Origin of the sequence: Suicoccus acidiformans, from assembly GCF_003546865.1 — a bacterium.
GTDB lineage: Bacteria > Bacillota > Bacilli > Lactobacillales > Aerococcaceae > Suicoccus > Suicoccus acidiformans.
Genome location: NZ_CP023434.1, coordinates 1,557,544 through 1,579,804, shown reverse-complemented (window position 1 = coordinate 1,579,804; position 22,261 = coordinate 1,557,544). Strand labels below are relative to the sequence as shown.

Sequence of the window (22,261 nt, the reverse complement as noted above, 5' to 3'; positions counted from 1 at the left end):
CCTAGCAAGAGCTGGAGTCTGCTATGGGCCTCTTCGAAGCGGTCTTTGCTGAACTAGAGTCCTAAGTGCGTTAGAAGTCCTTGCAGGAAAAGCTTCCGAATTATGGAGTAAAATATTTTTTTATTTCTTGTGTTGTATAAAATAGGGGAAATTTACAGTATAAGAAAAGATCCAAACCTTGCTCGGAAGCAAAGTTTGGATCTTCTATGTTAGTGGCCAAGATTTTCAGTTAGTTACAGGCTTGGGTCGGTAGGGGATGTGTTGGGATCTGTTGGCGTTTCACCTGGCTGCTGCTCAGCGGGTGGATTGAGTGCCGGATCGTCCCCTGGTGTCCCATCTGGATTCGTTGCGGATTCATCGCTAGAATCTTCTTCATCTTCGGAACTTTCTTCAGAAGATGAAGAAAGTTCCTCGGTCAAGGTCAAGGTGATGACCATGGTATCCGAGCGATTATTCCCTTCTACATAACTGAGTCGTAGGGTATAGGTGCCAATATCTTCTGCAGGCATTACAAAGCTTGTGCCAGGACCTGTGTAGATAATGGAACCATTGACTGAAAGTTCAAAGTGTCCTGAACCACTCATCGGGTTCCAACTCATGACGATACTGTGACTAGCAGCGTCATAATAAGCATTAAAGCCAGTTGGCGCAGGGACGTCTTGGCCGAAGGTCATGGATATTTCCGTAGGCTCTTGACCTTTGACAAAGAGTTCATTTGAGCGTAAATTCTCTGGTGTTCTTGGCCCAGGTAACATGATTGGATCGGTGTACTTTTCAATTTCTACTTCAACGACGGATGAAGGTTGTTGCCAATCATGACTTGTCGCGTTACGGGTCAGGAAGGTCATCATTTCCCGGTAAATATCTTGTGAAAGGGCGGTATCAGCTAAGCTTAAGTAATGCCCAGGTTCTAACGGATTGTCATAACCTACCCAAGAAGCAATTGCATATTGCGGTGTCATCCCCGCATACCAACCATCAGGGGCAGCATAGGTACTGGCATCAATGTCCAGTTGAGCTAACTGGTCTTCTGTGTAGTTGGTTGTTCCGGTCTTACCAGCATGGTGAAGGCCTTCAATATCTGAGCGGGAGGCGAAATTGCCCGGGACGCCTTTGAGAATATCGATAAGCATATAGGCCGTGGAATCTTTCATCGCTTCGCGTGATTCCGTTTGGAAATCTTCAACAGTACCTGCGGAAGTGATGACTTGCCGGACGGCGGAAGGCTTATTGTACGTGCCATAATTGGCAATCGTAGCATAGGCCGCACTCAGTTGAATCGGCGTCATCTCCCCACCAATGGCATTAGCTTCGACGAGTTCACGTTGATTATTATTGAGAATATGAATATCCATTTTCTGCAAGAAGGCGTAAGCATTGTCCAAGCCAACTGCTTGGAGCATCTTCAAGGCTGGAATGTTCCGCGAACCGGCGAGGGCTTCACGCAAGGTTTGGTCACCTTTGAAAGCATAGTCATAGTTCTCGATTGGGTCGCCGCTACTGTATTCGTACGGTTCGTCTTTAACAAGGGTACCGGTTGAAAAGTTCAAGTATTCAATCGCTGGTCCGTAAGCTGAGAGCGGCTTCATGGTTGAGCCGACACTTCGATTAAGTGTATTAGCTCGGTTTAAGCCCATGGTAACCTCTTGCTTGCGTCCTCCGATAACGGCAATTAAATGCCCTGTATTCACATCAATAACGGACGATGCGGTCTGCATCTGATCGTTCGGGAAGGGAACAGTTCCGTCATTAACAATATTATAAAGATGTTTCTGGGCGGCGAAGTCCATATTGGTATAAACTTCCAGGCCATCTGTGTAAATATTGAGATTTAATTTATCTTGGACTTCTTGGGCGACAACGTCTAAATAGGCATCAATAGCTAAGTCATTTGCTTGTATACCTGTTTCGTTCAGCGGTACAAGCATATCCTCAACTTGGATAGCTTTGGCTTGCGATAATTCCTGTTCATTAATCAAGTCGCGCTCATACATCACGTCCAACACTAAGTCACGACGTTCTTGAGCGATTTCAGGATGGCTATAGGGATCATATTCAGACGGTGCTTGCGGAATTCCTGCTAGTAAGGCTGCTTCGCCAAGATTAATCTCAGCCAAGGGCTTCCCGAAAAAGTGCTTGGAAGCAGTCTTGGCGCCGTAAACATTATTTGAATAAAATAATTTATTCAAATACAAGGTTAGAATTTCATCCTTGGAGTATTCTTGTTCGATTTGCAAGGATAACCATGCTTCTTGTGCCTTACGTTCAATGGTTTGATCTTGAAAATCGGTGGAGAAGACCGAGAGCTTTACAAGTTGTTGGGTAATGGTACTCCCCCCTTGCTCAATTTCTCCGGCGCGTAAGTTCGCAACTAAGGCACCGACAATACGAATGGGGTCAACCCCATGGTGCTGGTAAAACCGTGCATCTTCAATGGCTAATACGGCTTCTTTTAGAACTTGGGGAACTTCGCCGACAGCCATTAAATCACGATTTTGTCCGCCGAGCTCTTTGATTAATTCGCCGTCTTTATCGAAGATCTTGCTGGAGACTTGACCACGCAAGTCCTCAGCGGAAATATCTGGGGCATTCATTGCATAATAGCCGAAAAGACCGGCTCCACCAAGGACACAAATAAATGCGAGGGCGATAATTGTAATAATAATCCGTTTAAACCACTTACGCCCGCGGTTGGGACGTTTTCTTTTCTGATATTTCTTGCGTTCAACGCGACTGCCTGTTACCATGTGTGACTTCCTTTCTGACATCAACGCTCACCTCTTTCAAGATAGCAATCTAGCGCGGCTAAATAGTCAATCATCGGCTGATAGCCTGTTTGACAAAGATAACCGTTCGCTTCAACAAATTCATAAGGTAAACTTTGCTGCTTCGATTCTGCTTGAAAGCGTTCAAAGGCTTTAAAAGGCAAAAGATAGATTTTCTGATGGCTGCGAAATGATAGCAGCAGAAAACTAATGCCGCCTTGTTCTTGGCATTGCTTCATGTGTTGTTGTTGGTGTAGTGGGAGATTGCTCAAAGGAAAGCGCGTTTTATTACGGGTTTCCTTCGCTTCGAAATCAATATAATAGCCTTGATAGACACCATTATAATCCGTTGTTGAAGCTTGGCGGTAGTATGCTTCGGTAATTCGGGCAGCGCTCCGTTTGGGATAGTTTACTTTAACAACTTGAATAGGTGTGGGCTTCTTATGAATCACAGCCAAATTGTGCGATAAATAATATTGATTACTTCGATTAATCTGCTCTTCTAAGGTCATCCCCCGACTTCCATAGTTAACGGGCTTGGCTGATGTTTTAGCTAAAGGATGGGCTTTGGCACGTTCAGGCGGCTGTTGTCCGCTTGGATAATTAATCATGTGACTCACTCCTATCCTACATTATACACGATTCAACGGTGAAACAGTTGAATTAATCGTGATAAATTTACAAAAATAAAAATTTCTATGAATCGTATGTATCATAACTTTTATTGACCTCGATAGCAAACAAACTTTGAAAAATAAAGCGGGTATAGTATAATCCAAGTACTATCATTAAATGTGCCAATGAGCGAATAATTCAATGTTTTTGTGTTTACAAACAGGCAAGCTTTCGCTATAATATTAAGGTATGTAATGAATACATTTGTTGGAGGTTAAATAAATGACTGTAAATTTTGAAGCAAAAGAGAATAACAAAGGTATTTTGACTTTTGAAATTCCATCTGAAACGGTAAAGCAAGGACTTGACCAAACATATAAGCGTGTTAAAAAGAATATCTCTGTCCCAGGTTTCCGTAAAGGGAAAGTTCCACGCCAAATCTTTGATAATGTCTACGGTGAAGAAGCGCTTTATGAAGAAACATTGAATAACTTATTGCCAGATGCTTACCAAGCAGCAGTAGAAGAATCTGGACAAGACATTGTTGGTCAACCATCCATTGATATCCAATCTATGGATAAAGGGAAAGATTGGGTACTTGTTGCCGAAGTAGACCTCAAACCATCAGTCACTTTAGGTGAATATAAAGGCTTGAAAGCAGATAAAGAAGACACAAGTGTCAGCGAAGAGGAAGTCAATGAGGCAATTGAAAGCCGTCGTCAGTCCCTAGCTGAATTAGTTGTTAAAGAAGCTGCAGCTGAAGAAGGTGACACAGTAGTTATCGATTACGAAGGTTTCGTTGATGATGTAGCCTTTGACGGTGGTAAAGCTGAGAATCATTCATTAGAACTTGGTTCAAACACATTCATCCCAGGCTTTGAAGAGCAATTAGTAGGCCAAGAGCCAGGTGTTGAATTAGATGTTAACGTAACTTTCCCAGAAGAATATCACGCAGAAGATTTAGCAGGGAAAGACGCAGTCTTCAAAGTTAAAGTTCATGAAGTGAAGGCGAAGGAATTACCAGAATTAGATGATGAATTTGCTAAAGATGTGGATGACGAAGTTGAAACCTTCGAAGAATTAAAGAATAAGATTCGTGTGCAACTAGAAGAAAGCAAAGAATCTCAAGCGCAAGAGCAATTCGAAGATGCTATCTTACGTCAAGCCGTTGATAATGCCGAAGTAGACGGAGATATTCCACACTCAATGGTTCATGAAGAAATTCACCGTCAAATGGATTACTTCTTAAATAACTTGAGCCGTCAAGGTATTTCACCAGAAATCTACTACCAAATTACAGGCACAACGGAACAAGACTTACACGATCAATTTGAAGATGAAGCAGAATTGCGTACGAAGACAAACCTTGTCTTGGAAAGCATTGTTAAAGCAGAAGACATCCAAGTTTCGCAAGCAGATATCGATGAAGAAGCCGAGTCACTTGCTAAGCAATACGGTATGGAAGTTGAGCAAGTTCGTGGCTTTGTAACAGAAGATATGTTATCATCAGATATCAAGATGAAGAAAGCGATGAATATCATTATTGATACCGCTGAAGCAAATGCATAATAAATAAAATACGAAGTGTTAAAGAGGGATTGCAAAAGTCAGGTCGTTAAAGGGTGACTCGTGCAACCCTTTTTTACACAGTTTTTATAGGAGGAATTTACGTGGCGAAAAAACCCGAGATGATTGAATATCACTGTTCTTTCTGTGGGAAATCTCAGGACGAAGTTAATAAAATCATTGCCGGACCAGGGGTATATATATGTGATGAATGCGTTGAATTGTGCAAGAATATTATTGATGAAGAAATGCGTCATATGACGAGCGATCTGCCAATTACTATCAAAACCCCAAGAGAAATTGTTGCAATTCTCGATGAATATGTCATTGGGCAAGATGAGGCGAAGAAGACGTTGGCCGTTGCCGTCTATAATCACTACAAACGTGTGACCCAACATTCCCTAAGCGAAGATGGTGTCGAATTACAGAAGAGTAACATTGCCCTTATCGGGCCAACCGGTTCAGGGAAAACTTTCCTAGCCCAAACCTTGGCCAAAATCTTGAATGTGCCTTTTGCCATTGCCGATGCAACGACATTAACCGAAGCGGGTTATGTAGGTGAGGACGTTGAGAATATTCTCTTAAAGCTCGCTCAGGCAGCTGATTATGATATTGAACGAGCCGAAAAAGGCATTATTTATGTGGATGAAATCGACAAAATTTCACGCAAAAGCGAGAATGTATCGATTACCCGTGATGTAAGTGGTGAAGGTGTTCAACAAGCCCTCTTGAAGATTTTAGAAGGGACCGTTGCTAATATTCCGCCGAAAGGGGGACGCAAGCATCCTGGCCAAGATTTCATTCAAATGGATACAAGCCAGATTCTCTTTATTGTGGGTGGAGCCTTTGCCGGTATCGAAACAATTGTTAAAGAACGTCTTGGTAGCAAGGTGATCGGTTTCGGTTCCTCTCAAGGCAAGTTGGATGAATCGAAGAGTATCATGCAGCAAGTGACTTCAGAAGACTTGCTTAAATTCGGTCTGATTCCTGAATTTATCGGCCGGATTCCTGTGACAGCAGCCTTAGAAAAGCTGACGGAAGATGATTTAGTTCGCATTCTAACTGAGCCGAAGAATGCCTTAGTGAAGCAATACGAGAAGATGTTCGCGATGGATGATGTGGCTTTAGAAATCGAAGATGACGCGCTTCGAGCGGTAGCCCGCTTAGCCCTTGAACGTGATACGGGTGCCCGGGGCTTACGTTCGATTCTTGAGACAGTAATGCTTGAGGCGATGTATGAGGTGCCTAGCCGTGATGATATTGCTAAGATTGTCATTACCGAGGAGAACGTTCTTGGCACATCAGAACCAAGTTATTATAACGAAGAAAACCGCAAAATTTCTTAAGCGATAAGGAGGGATTAGATGCATGTACATCACGCTGAGATGATGATTAGTGCGGTATCGCCTAAGCAATATCCGGCTCCAGATGTCCCCGAAGTGGCTCTGGCAGGGCGATCTAACGTAGGGAAATCATCTTTTATCAATCGGATGATTGACCGCAAAGGGCTTGCCCGCACATCGAGTCAACCTGGTAAGACACAAACGCTTAACTTTTATGATATTAACCAGGAATTTCGCTTTGTAGATGTGCCTGGTTATGGTTATGCCCGCGTATCTAAATCACAAAGAGTTCAATTTGAACAGATGGTACGCCAATATGTCCTGCAACGCGAGAATTTGGAGCTATTGTTTCTACTTATGGATTTTCGCCATGAGCCAACGGCTTTGGATAAGCAAATGAAAGACTTGGCGGAAGAAGCTGATATCCCTTACGCCATTATCTTAACGAAGGTCGATAAAGTAAAACGCAACCAGTGGAATCGGCATTTCCAGTTATACGAGAAAGCTTTGGATTTGCCGACGGTCGATGCACTTTTCCCATTCTCTTCGGTAACAGGTGAAGGTAAGGAAGATATTTGGGAAGTTATTGAAGCTTACGTATTCGACGAAGAAGACTAAGGAACTTGAAAGGAGTAGGCTATGGCTTTCATTCCACAAACACTCATCAATCAAGTTCGGGAGAATACAGATATTGTCGATGTTATTAGTCAATATGTTCCATTGACCAAACGCGGGGCGAATTACATTGCTTCGTGTCCCTTCCATGAAGATCGTAACCCATCCTTTTCCGTCTCGCAACCTAAGCAAATTTATAAATGCTTCAGTTGTGGGCGAGGTGGGAACGTCTATAGCTTTATTGAGGAAATTGAAGGAATTAGTTTTCCAGAAGCTTTCGCAAAAGTTGCGGCCTTTAGTCAAATACCAATCGATGAGCGCTACCTCCAACAAGGATCCAAAGTTCAGCCTGCTCATCAGAGACTGTATGAACTTCACGATAAGGTGGCGGACTTCTACCATTACTATTTAACAGGGACGAATAATGGTGCCTCAGGTTACGATTATTTATTGAATCGTGGCTTTGATGAAGCCCTGTTGGATACCTTTCAATTGGGCTTAGCGCCAGATAATTCACAAGTTCTGTTGGAATACTTACGCCAGAATGAATTTAGCGATCAGGAACTTATCGACAGCGGAATTTTCTATCAGAATGATTACCAAGAATGGCGCGACCGCTTCTGCGGACGCTTGATTATTCCCTTAAGAAATGAGCGGGGCCAGGTAGTGGCCTTTTCTGGCAGACAGTTTCAAGCTGAACAGTCTCCCCAGGCCAAATACCTCAATAGCCCAGAAACCCCCATCTTCCAGAAAGGGGAACTACTCTATAACCTAGACTTAGCCCGACCCGAAATAAACCGAACCAAGCAAGTCTTAATTTGTGAGGGCTATATGGACGTTATGGCACTCTATCAAGCTGGCTATGAGAATGTCGTTGCTACCATGGGTACAAGCTTGACTGAGGAACATTTGGACCGTCTGACGCGTTTGAGCCGGGAGGTTTACTTCATCTTTGACGGTGATGAGGCCGGCCAGAAAGCGACGAAGCGGGCTTTCGATTTAGTCTTACCGCGTCCGCAATTAGTAGCCAAGTCCGTAAGCATCCCCCAAGGACTGGACCCGGATGAATGGCTTAAGCAAAAGGGCAAGGCGTCCTTTGACCGCCTGCTCGAAGAGGCCCAGTCAGCCTTTGACTTTCAAGTCGAGTACTTGAAAACGCACTATAATCTCCATAATGACCAAGAATTAGCTCAATATATCGAACAAGTCACCCAGTTAATCGCGCAACTAAATTCACCAATTGAGCAAGAATTACGGATGAAGGACTTAGCTGAAGCCTATACGGTAAGTTTAGACCTGATTGAAGAACAAGTTGCCCGCAAACGACAGCAACTGAACCAGCAAAGGCGTCAGGAGTCACCCGGTGAAGCCGCTCCCCCTCCGCCACCTGTAGCGCCAGCTCCGGCATCTACGAGCTTGAATATTCGCTCGGGCCTGGCTTTTCAAAGTGAGAAGCAATTATTATTTCATTTGATTTACTATGAAGAGGCATGGAAATTTGTTGAGGAGATGGACGGAGCGCTAGTACTCTTTCATGACACTGCGCAGAGAATATATTTTGCCTTACAGGAGTTATACTATGATGAAGGGCTGTCTTTGCCTTTGACAGCCATCGTCGATAGAATGACGGAAGAGTCGAGCCGTCAATTTCTAAATGAAGTCATTTGGGATCAGGAAAATCTAGGCTACCAAGAAGAAGTGATGGTGGATTGCCTGAAGGCTATCGACAAGGCCTTCGTCCAGCAGGAAATTGAGGAATTACGGGAGAAGGTTAAGCAGGCAAGGCAATCGGCAGAATACACGGAAATGAATGATTTAATGATGCAAATTATGCGACTCAATCGCAAAATAAAGCAATAGGAGGCGTTATTTATATGGCAGAGCAAACCAATAAACAAGCATTAAGCCTGACTCTTAAGGAGGCAACAGAGCAGTTAATTAATCAAAAGCGGACCTTGGGTCAAGTGCACTACGATGAATTAACGAAGGAAATCGCAAGTCCCTATAAGCTTGATGCAGATGCGATGGATAAGCTGATTCAACAAGTTGAAGATAGTGGCATCGCTGTGGTCGGTGATGATGGGGGGCCAACCAAGCAACAAATGATTCGGGCTGAAGAACAGCCAATTGAAACAACAGCTTCTAAAGCAGTCCAATCGAAAATTAAAGTAAGCGATCCGGTGCGCATGTACTTAAAGGAAATTGGTCGGGTTGACTTATTAACGGCTGAAGAAGAAGTGGCAATTGCTAAACGCATCGAAGACGGTGATGAGGAAGCCAAGCAAGAATTAGCGGAAGCAAACTTACGTCTCGTTGTATCTATTGCTAAACGCTATGTAGGCCGGGGGATGTCTTTCCTAGACTTAATTCAAGAAGGAAATATGGGCTTGATGAAGGCGGTCGAGAAATTTGATTATACTAAAGGCTTCAAATTCTCAACCTATGCAACGTGGTGGATTCGCCAAGCTATTACCCGGGCTATTGCCGACCAAGCACGTACCATTCGGATTCCTGTGCATATGGTGGAGACCATTAATAAATTAGTCCGTGTACAGCGTAATTTACTGCAAGACTTAGGCCGGGAACCAACGCCTGAAGAAATCGGTGCTGAAATGGACTTACCTACTGAGAAGGTTCGCGAAATCCTCAAGATTGCCCAAGAACCCGTTTCCTTAGAAACGCCTATTGGTGAAGAAGATGATTCGCATTTAGGTGATTTTATCGAAGACGATGGCGCCATTAGTCCGGAAGATTTCACCTCTTCTTCGCTTTTGCGGGAGCAATTAGAAGAAGTGCTTGATACACTCACAGACCGTGAGGAGAATGTTCTGCGCTTGCGTTTCGGCTTAGATGACGGTAATATTCGAACGTTAGAACAAGTGGGGAAAGTCTTTGGTGTAACTCGTGAGCGGATTCGCCAAATCGAAGCCAAGGCTCTTCGCAAATTAAGACATCCAAGTCGTTCGAAGCAATTGAAAGACTTCTTAGAATAAGATATGAAACCACAGAGCTGTAAGCTTAGACTTCGGCCCTGTGGTTTTTTCATTTATGCTAGCCATTGATATATCTGTTCAATCAAAGGTTCAATCTCATGCATGGCAACTGCTGAGAAGCTGAGGAAGATGTATGAGGGACTTGGCCGTTCTGTTTGGAAGCGGTAGTCACTTAAGAAGGTTAATTTCACGCCGTTTGCTAGAGCTTTCTGCCGAACTTGTCCTTCGTCAAAGGCTATACTAGGCTGAAAGAGAATATGTAGACCAGCTTGGTCACCTGAAATGATGGCTTCAGGATCCAGACGTTGAATGGTGTGAAGAAGGGCATCCCGTTTCTTCTTGTAGAAGCTACGCGCCTTATTTAAATGGCGTTCCAATTTGCCGGATTGAATGTAATCTGCAAGCACATACTGCTCAAGCGTACTGAGGGAAGGGGCCAAGTAGGGATAGTGTGCTTGGAAATCTTCAATGAGTTTGGGTGGTAAGACCATGTATGATAAGCGCAAGCTAGGGGCAAGATTTCGGGAGAAACTTCCCATATAAATGACCCGTTGGGCTTGGTCGAGACTTACGAGGGCAGGGACGGGAATGCCCGAATATTTAAATTCACTATCATAGTCATCTTCGATAATATAGCGTTCAGGGTTTGTTTGGACCCAATGAAGTAAATCTAAGCGCTTCTCAATCGGCATAATGCTGCCCGTGGGGAATTGGTGGCTCGGAGTGAGAAAGAGTAAATCCGGTGCGTAGGACATTACTTCAGCAAGGTCGATGCCATCTTCATGCACGGTCAGAGGAATAAGCGTTAAACCATACTCCTTAAAGAGTGGATTGAGACGATGATAGCCAGGATTTTCGATGCCGATGCTTTCTTGATGAGCCAATAAAGGTAAAAGTAATTGCAAAAGGGCTTGCGTGCTAGGGCCTAGAACGATTTGCTGAGCTGTTGCAGGCACACCTCGGGCTTCTTGCAAATAGGAGACTAAGGCTTGCCTTAAGCTCAAGAGTCCTTGGGCATCCGTTGCGCCGAGTAAGTTCGCTTCTTTGGTGTTCAGATGCTTCTGATAGAGTTTGCGGAATTGGTCAAAAGGAAAGAGCTCAGGGTCAGGATTTGAGCGCGATAAGTCGAGTAAATCGCTCTCTGCTTTCGTTTCTGCCGGTAAAGGCTGATTTTCAGGTGGGCTGGCCTCAAGGATGAAATGATGTTTCACATCACTTACGAAGTAGCCACGGCGCTCATGAGCATAAATATACCCTTCGTCCATCAGTTGTTCATAAGCCTTTAAGACCGTATTCTGGCTAATCCCATTCAACTGGGCGAAATGACGCTTACTCGGTAATTTGCTTTCATAGGGCAGACTATTGTCTAAAATTCTACCTTTAAGTGCTTGGTAAACTTGAATATATAAAGGGGTCGAACTGTGTGGATTTAAGGGAATAAGCATAAGTTGCTCCTTTCTGGTTACCTCCAAAGTAGTTAAAGGGATAAATCAATGGTACCAGATTTCACAGGGAAAGTACATGGTGATTCAACGAATTGAATAGGGTGAAAGGCGGTGAGTTAGTGATTGCTTACATGAATTGCACGCCTTTTGCTAGGCTGAAAGGTGCGCTAGGAATTGCCTTATGATACAATATGAGAGACTAGAGAAATGGAAAGTAGGTCCTTATGAATTCAACGCATTTATCCAAACGTTTATCGCAAGTATATGATTTTGTAGTGAGTTATGCAGCTAAGCCGTGCCGGCTTGCCGATATTGGAACCGATCATGCCTATTTGCCGTGTGCCTTGGCCTTGGAAGGGGAAGTAACTTTTGCAGTTGCTGGCGACGTGGCTGCTGGACCCTTAGCGTCAGCCAAGGAAGAAGTAAGTAGCCAAGGCCTGGAAGATAAGATTTCTGTTCGACTAGGCGATGGTTTGACAGTGGTGGAAGCGAGTGACCGGATTAATACCGTAACAATTTGTGGTATGGGTGGACGTTTGATGCGGGACATCTTAGAAGCTGGTGTCGGGCGACTTGAAGTCGAGCATACCTTAGTACTTCAGGCCAATGTGGGGAATTATGCCTTGCGAACGTGGTTGGATGAGGCAGGCTATGAAATTCTGGACGAAGCGGTAATGCAAGAGGGAAAGCATTTCTATGAAGTTATTGCCTGTGTCGAGCGTCCTGGCAAAGTAGCTTCTTTAAGTGATAAAGAGCGTTTGATGGGGCCGAAGCAATTACAAAAGCAAGGCGAAGCCTTCCGGCTCATGTGGGCGGACGAAGCGCAAGCCTTACGCTATGTTCAGGCAAGTTTGCAGCAAGCTAAGCAACCGAACCTGGAAAGACTTCAAGAGATTCAACAACAATTAACCTATATTGAGGAGGAATTAGGCAAATGAGTGTCAAATTTCAAGATGTAATGGATGTTCTAGAGGCGCAGTATCCTCTTGCCTTGGCAGAAAGCTGGGATCAAGTCGGCTTACATTTCGGCCATCCGGATGCAGCCGTGCAGAAAGTTTTAGTTAGTTTGGATGTGCGTCCTGAGGTAGTTGAAGAAGCCAAAGCCTTAGGGGTGGATACCTTAATTGTCCATCATCCACCAATCTTCTCACCCATTCAACGTTTTGATTTAAGTGATGTTGAGATACGGATGTATGCTGAGTTGATTAAGGCGGAGATGAATGTATATGCCATGCATACGAATTTCGATATCGCCTGGGACGGAATGAATGATTGGTTAGCTCAAGCCTTAAACTTAGAACACATTGAATCCTTAGGTGGCTTAACGGATACCGGACAGCCTCAACTGGGCCGTCTTGGCCAATTGCCAGAAGCTTTATCACGAGAGGCGTTATTAGCCCATGTGAAAAACAGCTTTAACTTAGGACAATTGTTCTTCATAGAGAAAGAGCCTCAAGCAAGTTATCAGAAGATTGCTGTTATTGGTGGTTCTGGCGCAAGTTTACAAAGACTCGTTCAAGCAAGCGGTGCGGATGCCTTTATTACGGGCGATATTACTTACCATAAAGGCCACGACGCTTATGAAAGTGGTGTCTTAACGATAGACGCCGGACATTATATTGAGCATATTTTTGTTGAAGGGATGAGTCAGAAGTTAGACCAGCTGGCACAGGAACAGCAATGGCATTTAACGATTTATCCGAGTCAAGTTAGTACGAATCCTTTTCAATTCGCATAGAAAGAAGTGATATGATGGAACATTTCGAGCAAACGAAGGAACGTTTAATACGTTACGCTAAGATTAATACGCGCTCTGATGAAGCGAGTCAAACGATTCCGTCAACGAAGCGGCAATTTGATTTGCTTAATGTATTGGTCTCTGAGTTAGAAGATATTGGTATGGAAGAGGTCCATTTAAATTTAGAGAACGCCTTTGTAACGGCTACCTTACCGGCGAATGTTGAAGGCAATGTGCCAACGATTGGCTTTATTTCCCATGTGGATACGGCAGATTTTAATTCTGAGAATGTTAATCCGCAGGTTCACGAAGACTATGCCGGTGAAGCGATTCCCTTGGATGAAGCTGGGAAGTATCAACTGACGGTTGAAGAATTCCCGCAACTGGCGAACTATATGGGGCAAACGTTAATTACTACGGATGGTAGCACCCTCTTAGGAGCAGACGATAAGGCCGGTATTGCCGAGATTATCACTGCAATGGAATATTTCCTGCAGCATCCAGAGATTCCGCATGGTAAGATAAGGATCGCTTTTGGTCCGGATGAGGAAATTGGACGAGGGGCAGATCATTTCGATGTGGAGGCTTTTCAGGCCGATTTCGCTTATACGGTAGATGGGGGTCCGGTAGGGGAACTGGAATATGAGAGTTTCAACGCGGCTCAGGCCACAGTGCAGTTCCAAGGGAAGAATATTCATCCAGGAACGGCCAAGGATCAAATGGTCAATGCTATTCTATTGATGCATGAGTTTATCGCTGCCTTACCAGCTTATGCTGTTCCAGAACATACGGAAGGTCGTCAAGGATTCTATTTAGTGATGGATGTGTCGGGTAATGTCGATGAAGCCGACTTGACCTTAATTATTCGCCATCATGAGCGTGAGATTTTTGAAGAGATGAAGGCTTATTTAATACATGTTGTTGAGCGGATGAATCAAGGACTGGATATGAAGCGTGTGAATCTGCGAATGGAAGACCAGTATTACAATATGGGCGAGATTATTGCCCAAGATATGTATCCGGTTGAAGTAGCGGAACGGGCAATGAAGGCAGTGGGTGTGGAGCCGATTGTTAAGCCGATTCGTGGTGGTACGGATGGCTCGAAGATTAGCTTTATGGGCATTCCAACGCCGAATATCTTTGCTGGTGGCGAGAATATGCATGGACGTTATGAATTTGTCGCGGTAGAATCAATGGTCAAAGCAACCGAAACAATTATCAAAATAGCGGAATTAGTCGCTAAGGAGGCAAAGTAATGATGGATAAAGAATTGTCGCAAGCTTTTACAATTCAAGAAGAAGACACAGCGCGTGCAGTCGGCTCGGGCACCTTGGATGTTCTGGCTACCCCGCGTTTAATTTCGTGGATGGAATATGTGGCACGGCTCTTATGCCAAGGTGAAGAAGCTGGTTCTGATACCAGTGTCGGTATTGAAATTCATATGAAACATCTAGCACCTTCTGCCGTCGGTTCAGAAATCACCGTTACAGCAAGCTTAAGCGATACGCATAAGAGTATTCGGACCTATAAAGTGGAAGCCCATATGGGTGACAAGCTGGTCGCCGAAGGTGAGCATAAGCGAGCCATCGTTAATCAAGATGAATTCATGAAGCAATTATAACACCGAACTAGCCAAGGGATCGATGAAGTCTCTTGGCTTCGTTTTATCAAAAGGAGGGGACACGTGGCACTTCAGTTTATTCTCTCAGATGTATCGGTGGATAAGAAAACCCAAGTTATCCACCGTTTGCTTGAAATTAAAGCACAAGATCCGGAAGCAATGATTTATTATATCGTCCCAGAGCATTTGAAGTTTGATATGGAAGCATTTCTACTCGAGACGATTCAAGCATACCGGGGTAGCCAGCAGGCAAGTATGATTGATATACAAGTGGCGAGTTTTAGTCGCCTGGCTTGGTTTCTCGGGGCAAAGACCAATGAAGAGAAACAGCGTATCTCAGAAGTGGGCATGCGGATGTTAATTCGGCAAGTGCTGGAAGAGAAGGCAGATGAATTGACGATTTACCGAGGTCAAATGGAGCATATGGGTTTCATTGATAAGTTGATGCAACTATTCAATGAGTTATATGAAGGAAATATTGATGCAGCTTCCTTAGAAGAGAGTTTACAAGCATCCCAGCAAGCTAAGCCAGCTCAACAGGATTTTTCAGAACAGATGCGCTTAGATGAATTAACGCTACTGTATGACGCTTTCTTGCTAGCTCTCGAACGCTATGATGTGGAGAATTTCGAGCTTTTTGAGCAATTGATTGACACGGTAGAAAGAAGTCAATTTAAGCAAAAGCATTACATTGTCATTGATCACCATTATTATTTCAATGCGCAGCAATACCGCTTACTGATGAGTTTCGTGCGGCAATTTGAGGAAGTGTGGCTCTTGCTGCCCTTAAGTCACCAAGAAGCCCAGGCGACGTCTTGGCAACCTTTAATTGATTTACCACGGTCGACTTACCAGCAAATTCACCAATTATTCGCTTATGAAGGTTTGCCGATTAAGCCTGATTGGGATATTCACCAAGCTTTACATCCGTATCAGCCGGATGTGCTAGCAGTGGGACAGTTGCTTAGACGTTTGTTGAATCAGACGGAAGCTGTGGCAGCCAGCGGCCTACAATCATCAAGGCATGAGCTGTGGCAGGTGGCGACCATGCAAGATGAGTTACGCCGGGTAAGCAATCAAATTCATCACCTTGTCACGGAAAAGGGTTATCGCTATCAGGATATCCTTGTCTTAGCGCGGGATATGGATGCCTATGGGATGATTGTGGAGCCATATTTTGCGATGAATGAGATTCCTTATTTCTTTGATAATGTGCGTGAGATGGTGGACCATCCGCTGGTCTGTTGGATTGAAGCGGTCTTTCATTTGAAGCAATATCGTTGGCGTTATAAGGATATGATGGCAGTCTTGCGTTCGGAGTTGTTTCAAGCGCCGACGCTCTTGACTGAATTGGAGGAGCATCCTCAAGAAATCGATCATCAAATAGATATCTTTGAGAATCTAATCTTAGCCTATGATTATACGGGTTATCGCATGACAGACCTTAACTTCAAATGGCATCTAGATAAAGGGGAAGCGGCTTATATAACGCAGCAAGGTGAGACGACTTCCTTAAGTTTAGAGGAGTTGGCGGATAGGTATCGTAGGCATTTGCTGCTGCATTTGAAAGAGCCGTTGGATAGCTTTCAGGCGAAATGGACGGGGCGGGAGGCCAGTCTTTGGTTCTATCAATTGTTGGAGCGTAACCATATTCCTGAGAAGTTGGAAGCCTTACGTGATGAGGCGATTGCAGCGGGGGATATTGCTAAATCACGGGAGCATGAACAAGCTTGGAATACTTTGATGCAGATTCTTGACGAGTTTGATACCTTGTGCCATGATGCACCTGTAAGCTTTCAGACCTTTGCGGAATTGTTATTAACCGGCTTGCAAGGGGCCACCTTCCATATTATTCCGCCTACCTTAGACCAAGTGACCTTTACCAGTGTGGAAAGTCCGCAAGTCAAGCCTTATAAAGTTGTCTTTCTGCTGGGGGCCCATGAATTTGCCCTGCCTAAGCATTATCAAGATCAATCCTTATTGAGTGATGCTAACTGGGAGACCATTGCTGCTAATCTCTTGCCCCACCAATATTTACTGAGCCAGAGTATTCAGCAGAATAAGCAAGAACGCCTATTTCTGTATCAAGTTTTCTTGCAGGCAACGGAGTATATTTATATTTCCTATCCAAGTCGAGTTGGTGAGCAGACCGTTCGTGTAGCTCCGGATATTCAGCGTTTATTGCAAGTCTGTGACTTTCCCGTATACACCTTTACCAGTCATCGCTTGCATGATGGAGTGAAGCATTCCAGTGACTTGGGTCACTATCCTTCAGCTATTTCACCCGTCTTAGCGGATGTACGCTGGTCTTTTCAAGCCCTGGAGCCAGTGGCGGGGGAAACAGTGGCCTTATTACGCTTAATGCTCCAAACTAGCCGGAAGATGACAACGCAAGGCCGTCCTTTTGGCGAATTATTAGCGGGGATTTTCCATTTCAACGAATTGCCTGAGCGGATTCAAGCGGAGACAGCTAGGGCTTTATTCGGAGAGAATATATACGCCTCAGTCTCTAAAATTGAGCAATTCTACGAGGATCCCTATAGTCATTTCCTCATTTATGGCTTGCGACTCAAAGAGCGGGAAACCTATCAAATCGATTATGCCACGACTGGGGACTTCTTCCATGAATTCCTCGACCGCTATATCCAAGCGCTCATTCATAAAGAGCCAGCGGAGAATAAGCTGCTTGTGGACCAGCAAGTCTTCCAGCAAGTGAGCCAAGCCTTGAGTGAATCAGCAGATTTTCAGCGTTTCCAAAGTCAGGCCCGCCGAGAACTTCTTAAAGAGCGCTTGGAAGAACAGCTTTTCCATATGTTGAATGCAACTCATGAGCAGTTTGGACATACGGATATTAAGCCCTTATACACGGAAGCAGTCTTTGGCCTGGGAGCCAAGGAATTGAAAGCTAAGGTCTTGCCCTTGCAATCGGGGGGCAAACTCTACCTAAGTGGGAAGATTGACCGTATTGACGGGGTGCAAGTGGCTGATGAATCTTATATTCAAGTGATTGACTATAAGTCATCGAGCAAGAATTTCCAACCTATCGATGCTTATTACGGCTTGGATTTGCAGGTTTTAATGTATTTAAGCGTAGCCTTAGCCAATTATCCCCAGTCACAACCTTTAGGTGCTTTCTACCAAGGAATTACCCAAGGTTTCGTACGGGCCAAGGATACGGATTTATCCGTTCTTCAGACGCATGCGAATCAGAATTTAGTTCAGGGTAAGCAGTATGCTTTGCAAGGCTTTGTGACGGTAGATGAGGCTAACCTACAGGCGATTGACTCAAGTCTTCAAGAGGGTAAGGCAAGTGACTTGTATCCCGTCCAGTTGAAGAAAGATGGGGTCTACAGCAAAAACAGCAAATATTATGATCAGGAAGCCTTGCAAATATTATTAAAATACGGCGAAATGTTAATTCAAGAAGCTGGAGATGCGATTCAAGCAGGGCATATTGCGATGCGGCCATTCTATGAGAATCAATATACACGGTCTTTGCAGCAGCCTTACCGGGTAATAACAGGCTTTGATGGGACGGAACATTACCAAGCATATCGCCATAAAACCATCAACAGTCAAGAGGTGATTGAGCAGATGGCCGCTCGTTTAAAAGAAAAGGGGTTAGATGATGACAGCACAGATTGAACCAAAACCAAGCAATGCCCGCTTTAATGATGCGCAGTGGCAGGCGATCCAAGAGCGAGGGCATAATATTCTAGTCGCTGCGTCGGCTGGCTCAGGGAAGACGACGGTCTTAATCGAACGGGTCTTAACCCATATTCGCAAGGGTTATGCTAATGTCAATGAATTATTAGTGGTCACCTTTACGGAACTGGCGGCCAATGAAATGAAGGAGCGGATGGAAACCCGCTTAAAGCAGGCCGTGAATCAAGCAGGAGACGCGGAAGAAAGACGTCATTATGTTCAGCAATTAGATGCTTTGCCGGAAGCGCACATACGAACCTTGCATAGTTTCTGCCTGCAAGTTATTCAGCGTTATTTCTATTTAATTGATTTGGATCCGAGTTTGCAATTAGTCAGTGATGAAACGCAAAAGACCCTCATGTACCAAGAAGTTTGGGCAGACTTGACAGAGAAGATTGCTAGCGATGAGCACCCGATGCTTTCACGAGCGGCCTATATGGATTTACTGCGTTCTTATGGGGATGTGCGAAATGATCAAACTTTATACGACATGGTGCTTGCTTTATACCAATTTGCCCAAGCGACACCTGAACCAGCAGTATGGCTAGCTAATTTAAATCACATCCAGAAAAATTTCGCTCACTTCCAAGACAGCGACTTATATGAACGAAGTATTCGCCAGCCTTTAGCGACGATGTTGGCAAGCGCCCAGCGTCTTTGTGAGCAAACAGCTAACATTATTGAGCAAACTTCCCAAGAAACCATTGAGCGATACCATGACGTCTTGGCAAGTGATCAAGGCTTATTGGAACATATCGACCATTTAAACAAGGCCAATGATTTAACTGGATTATTAAAGCAGGCAAGGGAAATTAAATTTAGCAACTGGCCTCGTAATCGCAAGAATTCGGAGGACTATGAATGGGTAAAAGTAGCAAAGACCTATCGGGATTTGTTGAAGGAATTAGTAGATGGTTTCTTTCAAAAGCACTTCACCTATGACGGGGAAAGTGTTGCAGTCATTGAAGCGAAGCTGAGTGAACAGTTAGAAGATGTCAAGCTGCTGGTAGCAGCCTTTAGCGAAGCCCTTCGAGACTATAAGCAAGCACAAGGGCAAATTGATTATAATGATTTAGAGCACTTGACCTTAGATATTCTAGCTCCTTATAATCCTGAAACGAAGCGACGTGAGGCCAGTCAAGCAGCCCGTTACTATCAAGATCTTTTCCAAGAGGTCTTAGTGGATGAGTATCAAGATATTAATGAAATACAAGGGGAAATATTGAATTGGCTTTCTCAAGAATATGCGGCTGGCTCCGGCAATCTTTTCATGGTCGGTGATGTGAAACAGTCTATTTATCGCTTCCGCATGGCCGAGCCAAGTTTATTTCTGGAACGCTATCAAGCCTACCAGCAGGGGGATGGCGGTCAATTGATTAATTTAGATCAGAACTACCGCTCCCGCCATGCCATTTTACAATTTACGAACTATTTGTTCGAACGCTTGATGGACGCTAGATTCGGGGAGATGCCCTATGGCGAATTGGAAAGCTTGAAGACTGGTAACTTTGGCATTGGGCCGAGAGAAGGGGATTCACAAGTAGCGGTTCAATTGCTCTTGGGACAGAAAGAAGATTTGGCAAATGATGAGACGGGTGCTTTGGAGCCTTTTGATGATTCTTTGGAGAAGGAAGCGCATATTATTGCCCAGAAAATTCAAGCCTGCATTGCTGAAGGGATGGAGGTCTATGATAAGGCTAAGGATCTTTATCGGACGATAGAATATAAAGATATTGTTATCTTATCTTCGACACGGTCGCCCTTTCTGACGGTGCAGCGGGTTTTTGAACAATATCAAATTCCAATTCTGTCTCAGAAAATCGAAAATTACTTCCAACGTCATGAGATTCAATTGCTGCTAGCCTTATTGAAGATTATTGATAATCCGATGCAAGATATTCCATATGTCGCTATATTACGCTCGTATTTTGTCGGATTAACGGATGAGGCTTTGAGTCAAATTCGTATCTTTCATAAGGACGGGCTTTTCTATGAGGCGAGCATTCAGTTTATGCAAGCGACGCATGAGCGGGCGGATTACCAGGCGATTCAAGATAAATTAAAGACCTTCCACGAGCAATTAAATCACTGGCGAGCTTTAGCCAAGGAACGGCCGTTGGTGGAGTTAATTTGGACGATTTATGAAGAGACGGATTTCTTGAATTATGTGGCGGGTTTGAGTAATGGGACCCAGCGGCAGGCGAATTTACACGCCTTCTATGAGCGAGCTAAGACCTTCACGTTGAGTCGCTTCAGTGGCCTGCAAGGCTTTATTCACTACATTGAAGAAGTCATGGAGCAGTCCAAAGACTTAGCTGAACCGGTGCTCTTGGAAGAGGATAATAGTGCGGTGCGCTTGATGACGGTGCATGCAAGTAAGGGTCTCGAGTTTCCAGTTGTCTTTCTCATGAATATGGGCAAGCAATTCAATCTGCAGGATATTAACCAAAAACGCTACATCGCATCGAAAGACTACGGTCTGGGCACAAGCTATTATGATGCTAGGCGGTATTTGCGCTTTGATTCCTTGACGCATCAGGCGATTAAGCAAGTGGAGTTGGATAAGGCTAAGGCGGAAGAGATGCGTAAATTGTATGTTGCCTTAACGCGCTGTGAGCAGATTCTCTTCATGGTCGGAACGATCAAAAATCAAACAAACTGGGAAGAAGAACAAGGAAGAATCCAGCAAATGTATGAAGGCGATGACTTACTTATCCCCTTGACTGAACGTCAGAAAGGTATGAGTTGGTTGGATTGGCTGCAAGGTGCAATGGCTTTAGCAAATGACGCTCATCCTAAATCTCATGCTGATTTCAAGCAAGAGGAATTGGCGATAACCTTCGTTGACACTGCGATACTTGAAGCTAATCTACCGATTATAGATGGCAGTCAAACGGAGCGTCGCCAGGCTTGGCAGGCTCAGTTTAAGCAGCAACTCCTCCGCCAAGAGGTCGACCAGACGGCTGAGGTGCAAAACTTAGCCTACCGCTGGCAGCAGGCCTATCCTTATGAACTTGCCAGCCGGACCTCGAGTTATCAGTCGGTATCCGAGTTGAAACGGATGTATGAAGAACCGCGTATTGAGAAATTGGATTACTACACGGATCGTCGGCCTAGCCAGACAGCAGCCCAGGAAGTCAGTGAAGCAGACGCGAGCATTCAAAGTATTCGCTATACAGGCGATACCTTCCAACCACCGAAATTTATGCAGGAAGCGAAAGTCCAGCTGAATGCAGCTGAAATTGGTACCATCCACCATTTCTTTATGCAAGCCTTAGATTTCGGCCTATTTAAAGGAGTATCTCCCCAAGATTATTTAGCGATACTTCAAGAAGCAAACGAACGGATGCAAGCAGAAGGGCATCTTACGGCCCAAGAAGGGGCAGTTCTGAACCTTGAGTCGATTGTTGCCTTCTTAGAGTCGAACTTAGGCCAGGTAGTGATTAATCGCCATCAGCATTTGCATCGGGAGAAGGCCTTCTCGTACTTGTTGCCGGCTGCTAAGATGTTTGAGCGGGCAGTCTTGCCTGAGCAAGTGGAGGCGCTGAAAGATAATCAGCTCCTGGTGCATGGGGTCATCGATATGTACTTTGAGAAAGAGGATGGGACGCTTCTGCTCTTAGACTATAAGACGAACCGCTTTCGATCAGGAGCAAGGTCTACCCGTTCTGAGCAGCTTGAGATTTTAACGGAACAGTACCGCTTTCAGTTGAGCTTGTATCAAGCTGCCTTAGAATCAGCCAAGCAAAAAGAGGTAAGTGAAAGCTATTTAGTGTTTCTAGATTTTAAAGAACAAATTCCGGTTGAAACCATTCGCTTATAAAGGCACAAAAACAAGCCATCCTTTCATAGGAT

Annotated in this window: 14 protein-coding genes; 11 read left to right on the top strand and 3 right to left on the bottom strand. The window is 44.5% G+C overall.

Annotated features, from left to right (window positions below; genetic code table 11):
- Nucleotides 1–233: 233 nt before the first annotated feature.
- Nucleotides 234–2,768, bottom strand: a complete 2,535-nt coding sequence (locus tag CL176_RS07445) for a transglycosylase domain-containing protein (RefSeq protein ID WP_240430423.1) — start codon at nucleotides 2,766–2,768, stop codon at nucleotides 234–236.
- Nucleotides 2,768–3,376 carry a Holliday junction resolvase RecU gene (recU, locus tag CL176_RS07440; RefSeq protein ID WP_118990733.1) on the bottom strand — a complete coding sequence of 203 codons (609 nt, stop codon included), beginning with the start codon at nucleotides 3,374–3,376 and terminating at the stop codon, nucleotides 2,768–2,770. The genes CL176_RS07445 and recU overlap by 1 nt, the downstream gene beginning before the upstream one ends.
- Before the next feature lie 286 nt (nucleotides 3,377–3,662).
- Here recU and tig point away from each other — a divergent pair, with 286 nt between their 5' ends.
- The 5 genes from tig (at nucleotide 3,663) to rpoD (ending at nucleotide 9,897) form a co-directional block, all read left to right on the top strand.
- The gene (tig, locus tag CL176_RS07435; protein WP_118990732.1) at nucleotides 3,663–4,949 is read left to right on the top strand and encodes a trigger factor; all 1,287 of its coding nucleotides are present in this window, start codon (nucleotides 3,663–3,665) and stop codon (nucleotides 4,947–4,949) included.
- A gap of 119 nt (nucleotides 4,950–5,068) precedes the next feature.
- A complete protein-coding gene (gene clpX, locus CL176_RS07430) occupies nucleotides 5,069–6,292 on the top strand; it encodes an ATP-dependent Clp protease ATP-binding subunit ClpX (RefSeq protein WP_118991592.1) in 1,224 nt (407 codons plus the stop codon).
- A gap of 18 nt (nucleotides 6,293–6,310) precedes the next feature.
- On the top strand, nucleotides 6,311–6,907 hold the full coding sequence (gene yihA / locus CL176_RS07425; protein ID WP_118990731.1) for a ribosome biogenesis GTP-binding protein YihA/YsxC: 597 nt from the start codon (nucleotides 6,311–6,313) through the stop codon (nucleotides 6,905–6,907).
- Between the two features lie 21 nt (nucleotides 6,908–6,928).
- Complete coding sequence (gene dnaG, locus CL176_RS07420; protein WP_118990730.1) at nucleotides 6,929–8,764, top strand: DNA primase; 1,836 nt, start codon at nucleotides 6,929–6,931, stop codon at nucleotides 8,762–8,764.
- 14 nt (nucleotides 8,765–8,778) lie between these two features.
- Nucleotides 8,779–9,897 (top strand): RNA polymerase sigma factor RpoD, encoded by a 1,119-nt coding sequence (gene rpoD / locus CL176_RS07415; RefSeq protein WP_118990729.1) that lies wholly within the window; start codon nucleotides 8,779–8,781, stop codon nucleotides 9,895–9,897.
- 53 nt (nucleotides 9,898–9,950) lie between these two features.
- On the opposite strand, the gene pdxR is transcribed toward rpoD, so the two are convergent.
- The gene (pdxR, locus tag CL176_RS07410; protein WP_118990728.1) at nucleotides 9,951–11,342 is read right to left on the bottom strand and encodes a MocR-like pyridoxine biosynthesis transcription factor PdxR; all 1,392 of its coding nucleotides are present in this window, start codon (nucleotides 11,340–11,342) and stop codon (nucleotides 9,951–9,953) included.
- Between the two features lie 224 nt (nucleotides 11,343–11,566).
- Here pdxR and CL176_RS07405 point away from each other — a divergent pair, with 224 nt between their 5' ends.
- The 6 genes from CL176_RS07405 (at nucleotide 11,567) to addA (ending at nucleotide 22,229) form a co-directional block, all read left to right on the top strand.
- Complete coding sequence (locus CL176_RS07405) at nucleotides 11,567–12,280, top strand: tRNA (adenine(22)-N(1))-methyltransferase (protein ID WP_118990727.1); 714 nt, start codon at nucleotides 11,567–11,569, stop codon at nucleotides 12,278–12,280.
- Nucleotides 12,277–13,080, top strand: coding sequence for a Nif3-like dinuclear metal center hexameric protein (locus CL176_RS07400; RefSeq protein ID WP_118990726.1), 804 nt, complete (start codon nucleotides 12,277–12,279; stop codon nucleotides 13,078–13,080). Before CL176_RS07405 ends, CL176_RS07400 begins: the two co-directional genes overlap by 4 nt.
- Before the next feature lie 14 nt (nucleotides 13,081–13,094).
- Nucleotides 13,095–14,336, top strand: a complete 1,242-nt coding sequence (gene pepT, locus CL176_RS07395) for a peptidase T (protein WP_118991591.1) — start codon at nucleotides 13,095–13,097, stop codon at nucleotides 14,334–14,336.
- Nucleotides 14,336–14,701, top strand: coding sequence for a thioesterase family protein (locus CL176_RS07390; protein ID WP_118990725.1), 366 nt, complete (start codon nucleotides 14,336–14,338; stop codon nucleotides 14,699–14,701). Before pepT ends, CL176_RS07390 begins: the two co-directional genes overlap by 1 nt.
- Nucleotides 14,702–14,764: 63 nt before the next feature.
- Nucleotides 14,765–18,346 carry a PD-(D/E)XK nuclease family protein gene (locus CL176_RS07385; RefSeq protein ID WP_118990724.1) on the top strand — a complete coding sequence of 1,194 codons (3,582 nt, stop codon included), beginning with the start codon at nucleotides 14,765–14,767 and terminating at the stop codon, nucleotides 18,344–18,346.
- Complete coding sequence (gene addA / locus CL176_RS07380; protein WP_162890889.1) at nucleotides 18,330–22,229, top strand: helicase-exonuclease AddAB subunit AddA; 3,900 nt, start codon at nucleotides 18,330–18,332, stop codon at nucleotides 22,227–22,229. The genes CL176_RS07385 and addA overlap by 17 nt, the downstream gene beginning before the upstream one ends.
- Nucleotides 22,230–22,261 lie beyond the last annotated feature (32 nt).

Coding starts and splice junctions, on each gene's coding strand:
- yihA (WP_118990731.1), top strand. CDS start 6,311: ATGCATGTACATCACGCTGAGATGATGATTAGTGCGGTATCGCCTAAG.
- CL176_RS07445 (WP_240430423.1), bottom strand. CDS start 2,768: ATGTCAGAAAGGAAGTCACACATGGTAACAGGCAGTCGCGTTGAACGC.
- pepT (WP_118991591.1), top strand. CDS start 13,095: ATGGAACATTTCGAGCAAACGAAGGAACGTTTAATACGTTACGCTAAG.
- pdxR (WP_118990728.1), bottom strand. CDS start 11,342: ATGCTTATTCCCTTAAATCCACACAGTTCGACCCCTTTATATATTCAA.
- CL176_RS07405 (WP_118990727.1), top strand. CDS start 11,567: ATGAATTCAACGCATTTATCCAAACGTTTATCGCAAGTATATGATTTT.
- CL176_RS07390 (WP_118990725.1), top strand. CDS start 14,336: ATGATGGATAAAGAATTGTCGCAAGCTTTTACAATTCAAGAAGAAGAC.
- rpoD (WP_118990729.1), top strand. CDS start 8,779: ATGGCAGAGCAAACCAATAAACAAGCATTAAGCCTGACTCTTAAGGAG.
- recU (WP_118990733.1), bottom strand. CDS start 3,376: ATGATTAATTATCCAAGCGGACAACAGCCGCCTGAACGTGCCAAAGCC.
- dnaG (WP_118990730.1), top strand. CDS start 6,929: ATGGCTTTCATTCCACAAACACTCATCAATCAAGTTCGGGAGAATACA.
- tig (WP_118990732.1), top strand. CDS start 3,663: ATGACTGTAAATTTTGAAGCAAAAGAGAATAACAAAGGTATTTTGACT.
- clpX (WP_118991592.1), top strand. CDS start 5,069: ATGATTGAATATCACTGTTCTTTCTGTGGGAAATCTCAGGACGAAGTT.
- CL176_RS07400 (WP_118990726.1), top strand. CDS start 12,277: ATGAGTGTCAAATTTCAAGATGTAATGGATGTTCTAGAGGCGCAGTAT.
- addA (WP_162890889.1), top strand. CDS start 18,330: ATGACAGCACAGATTGAACCAAAACCAAGCAATGCCCGCTTTAATGAT.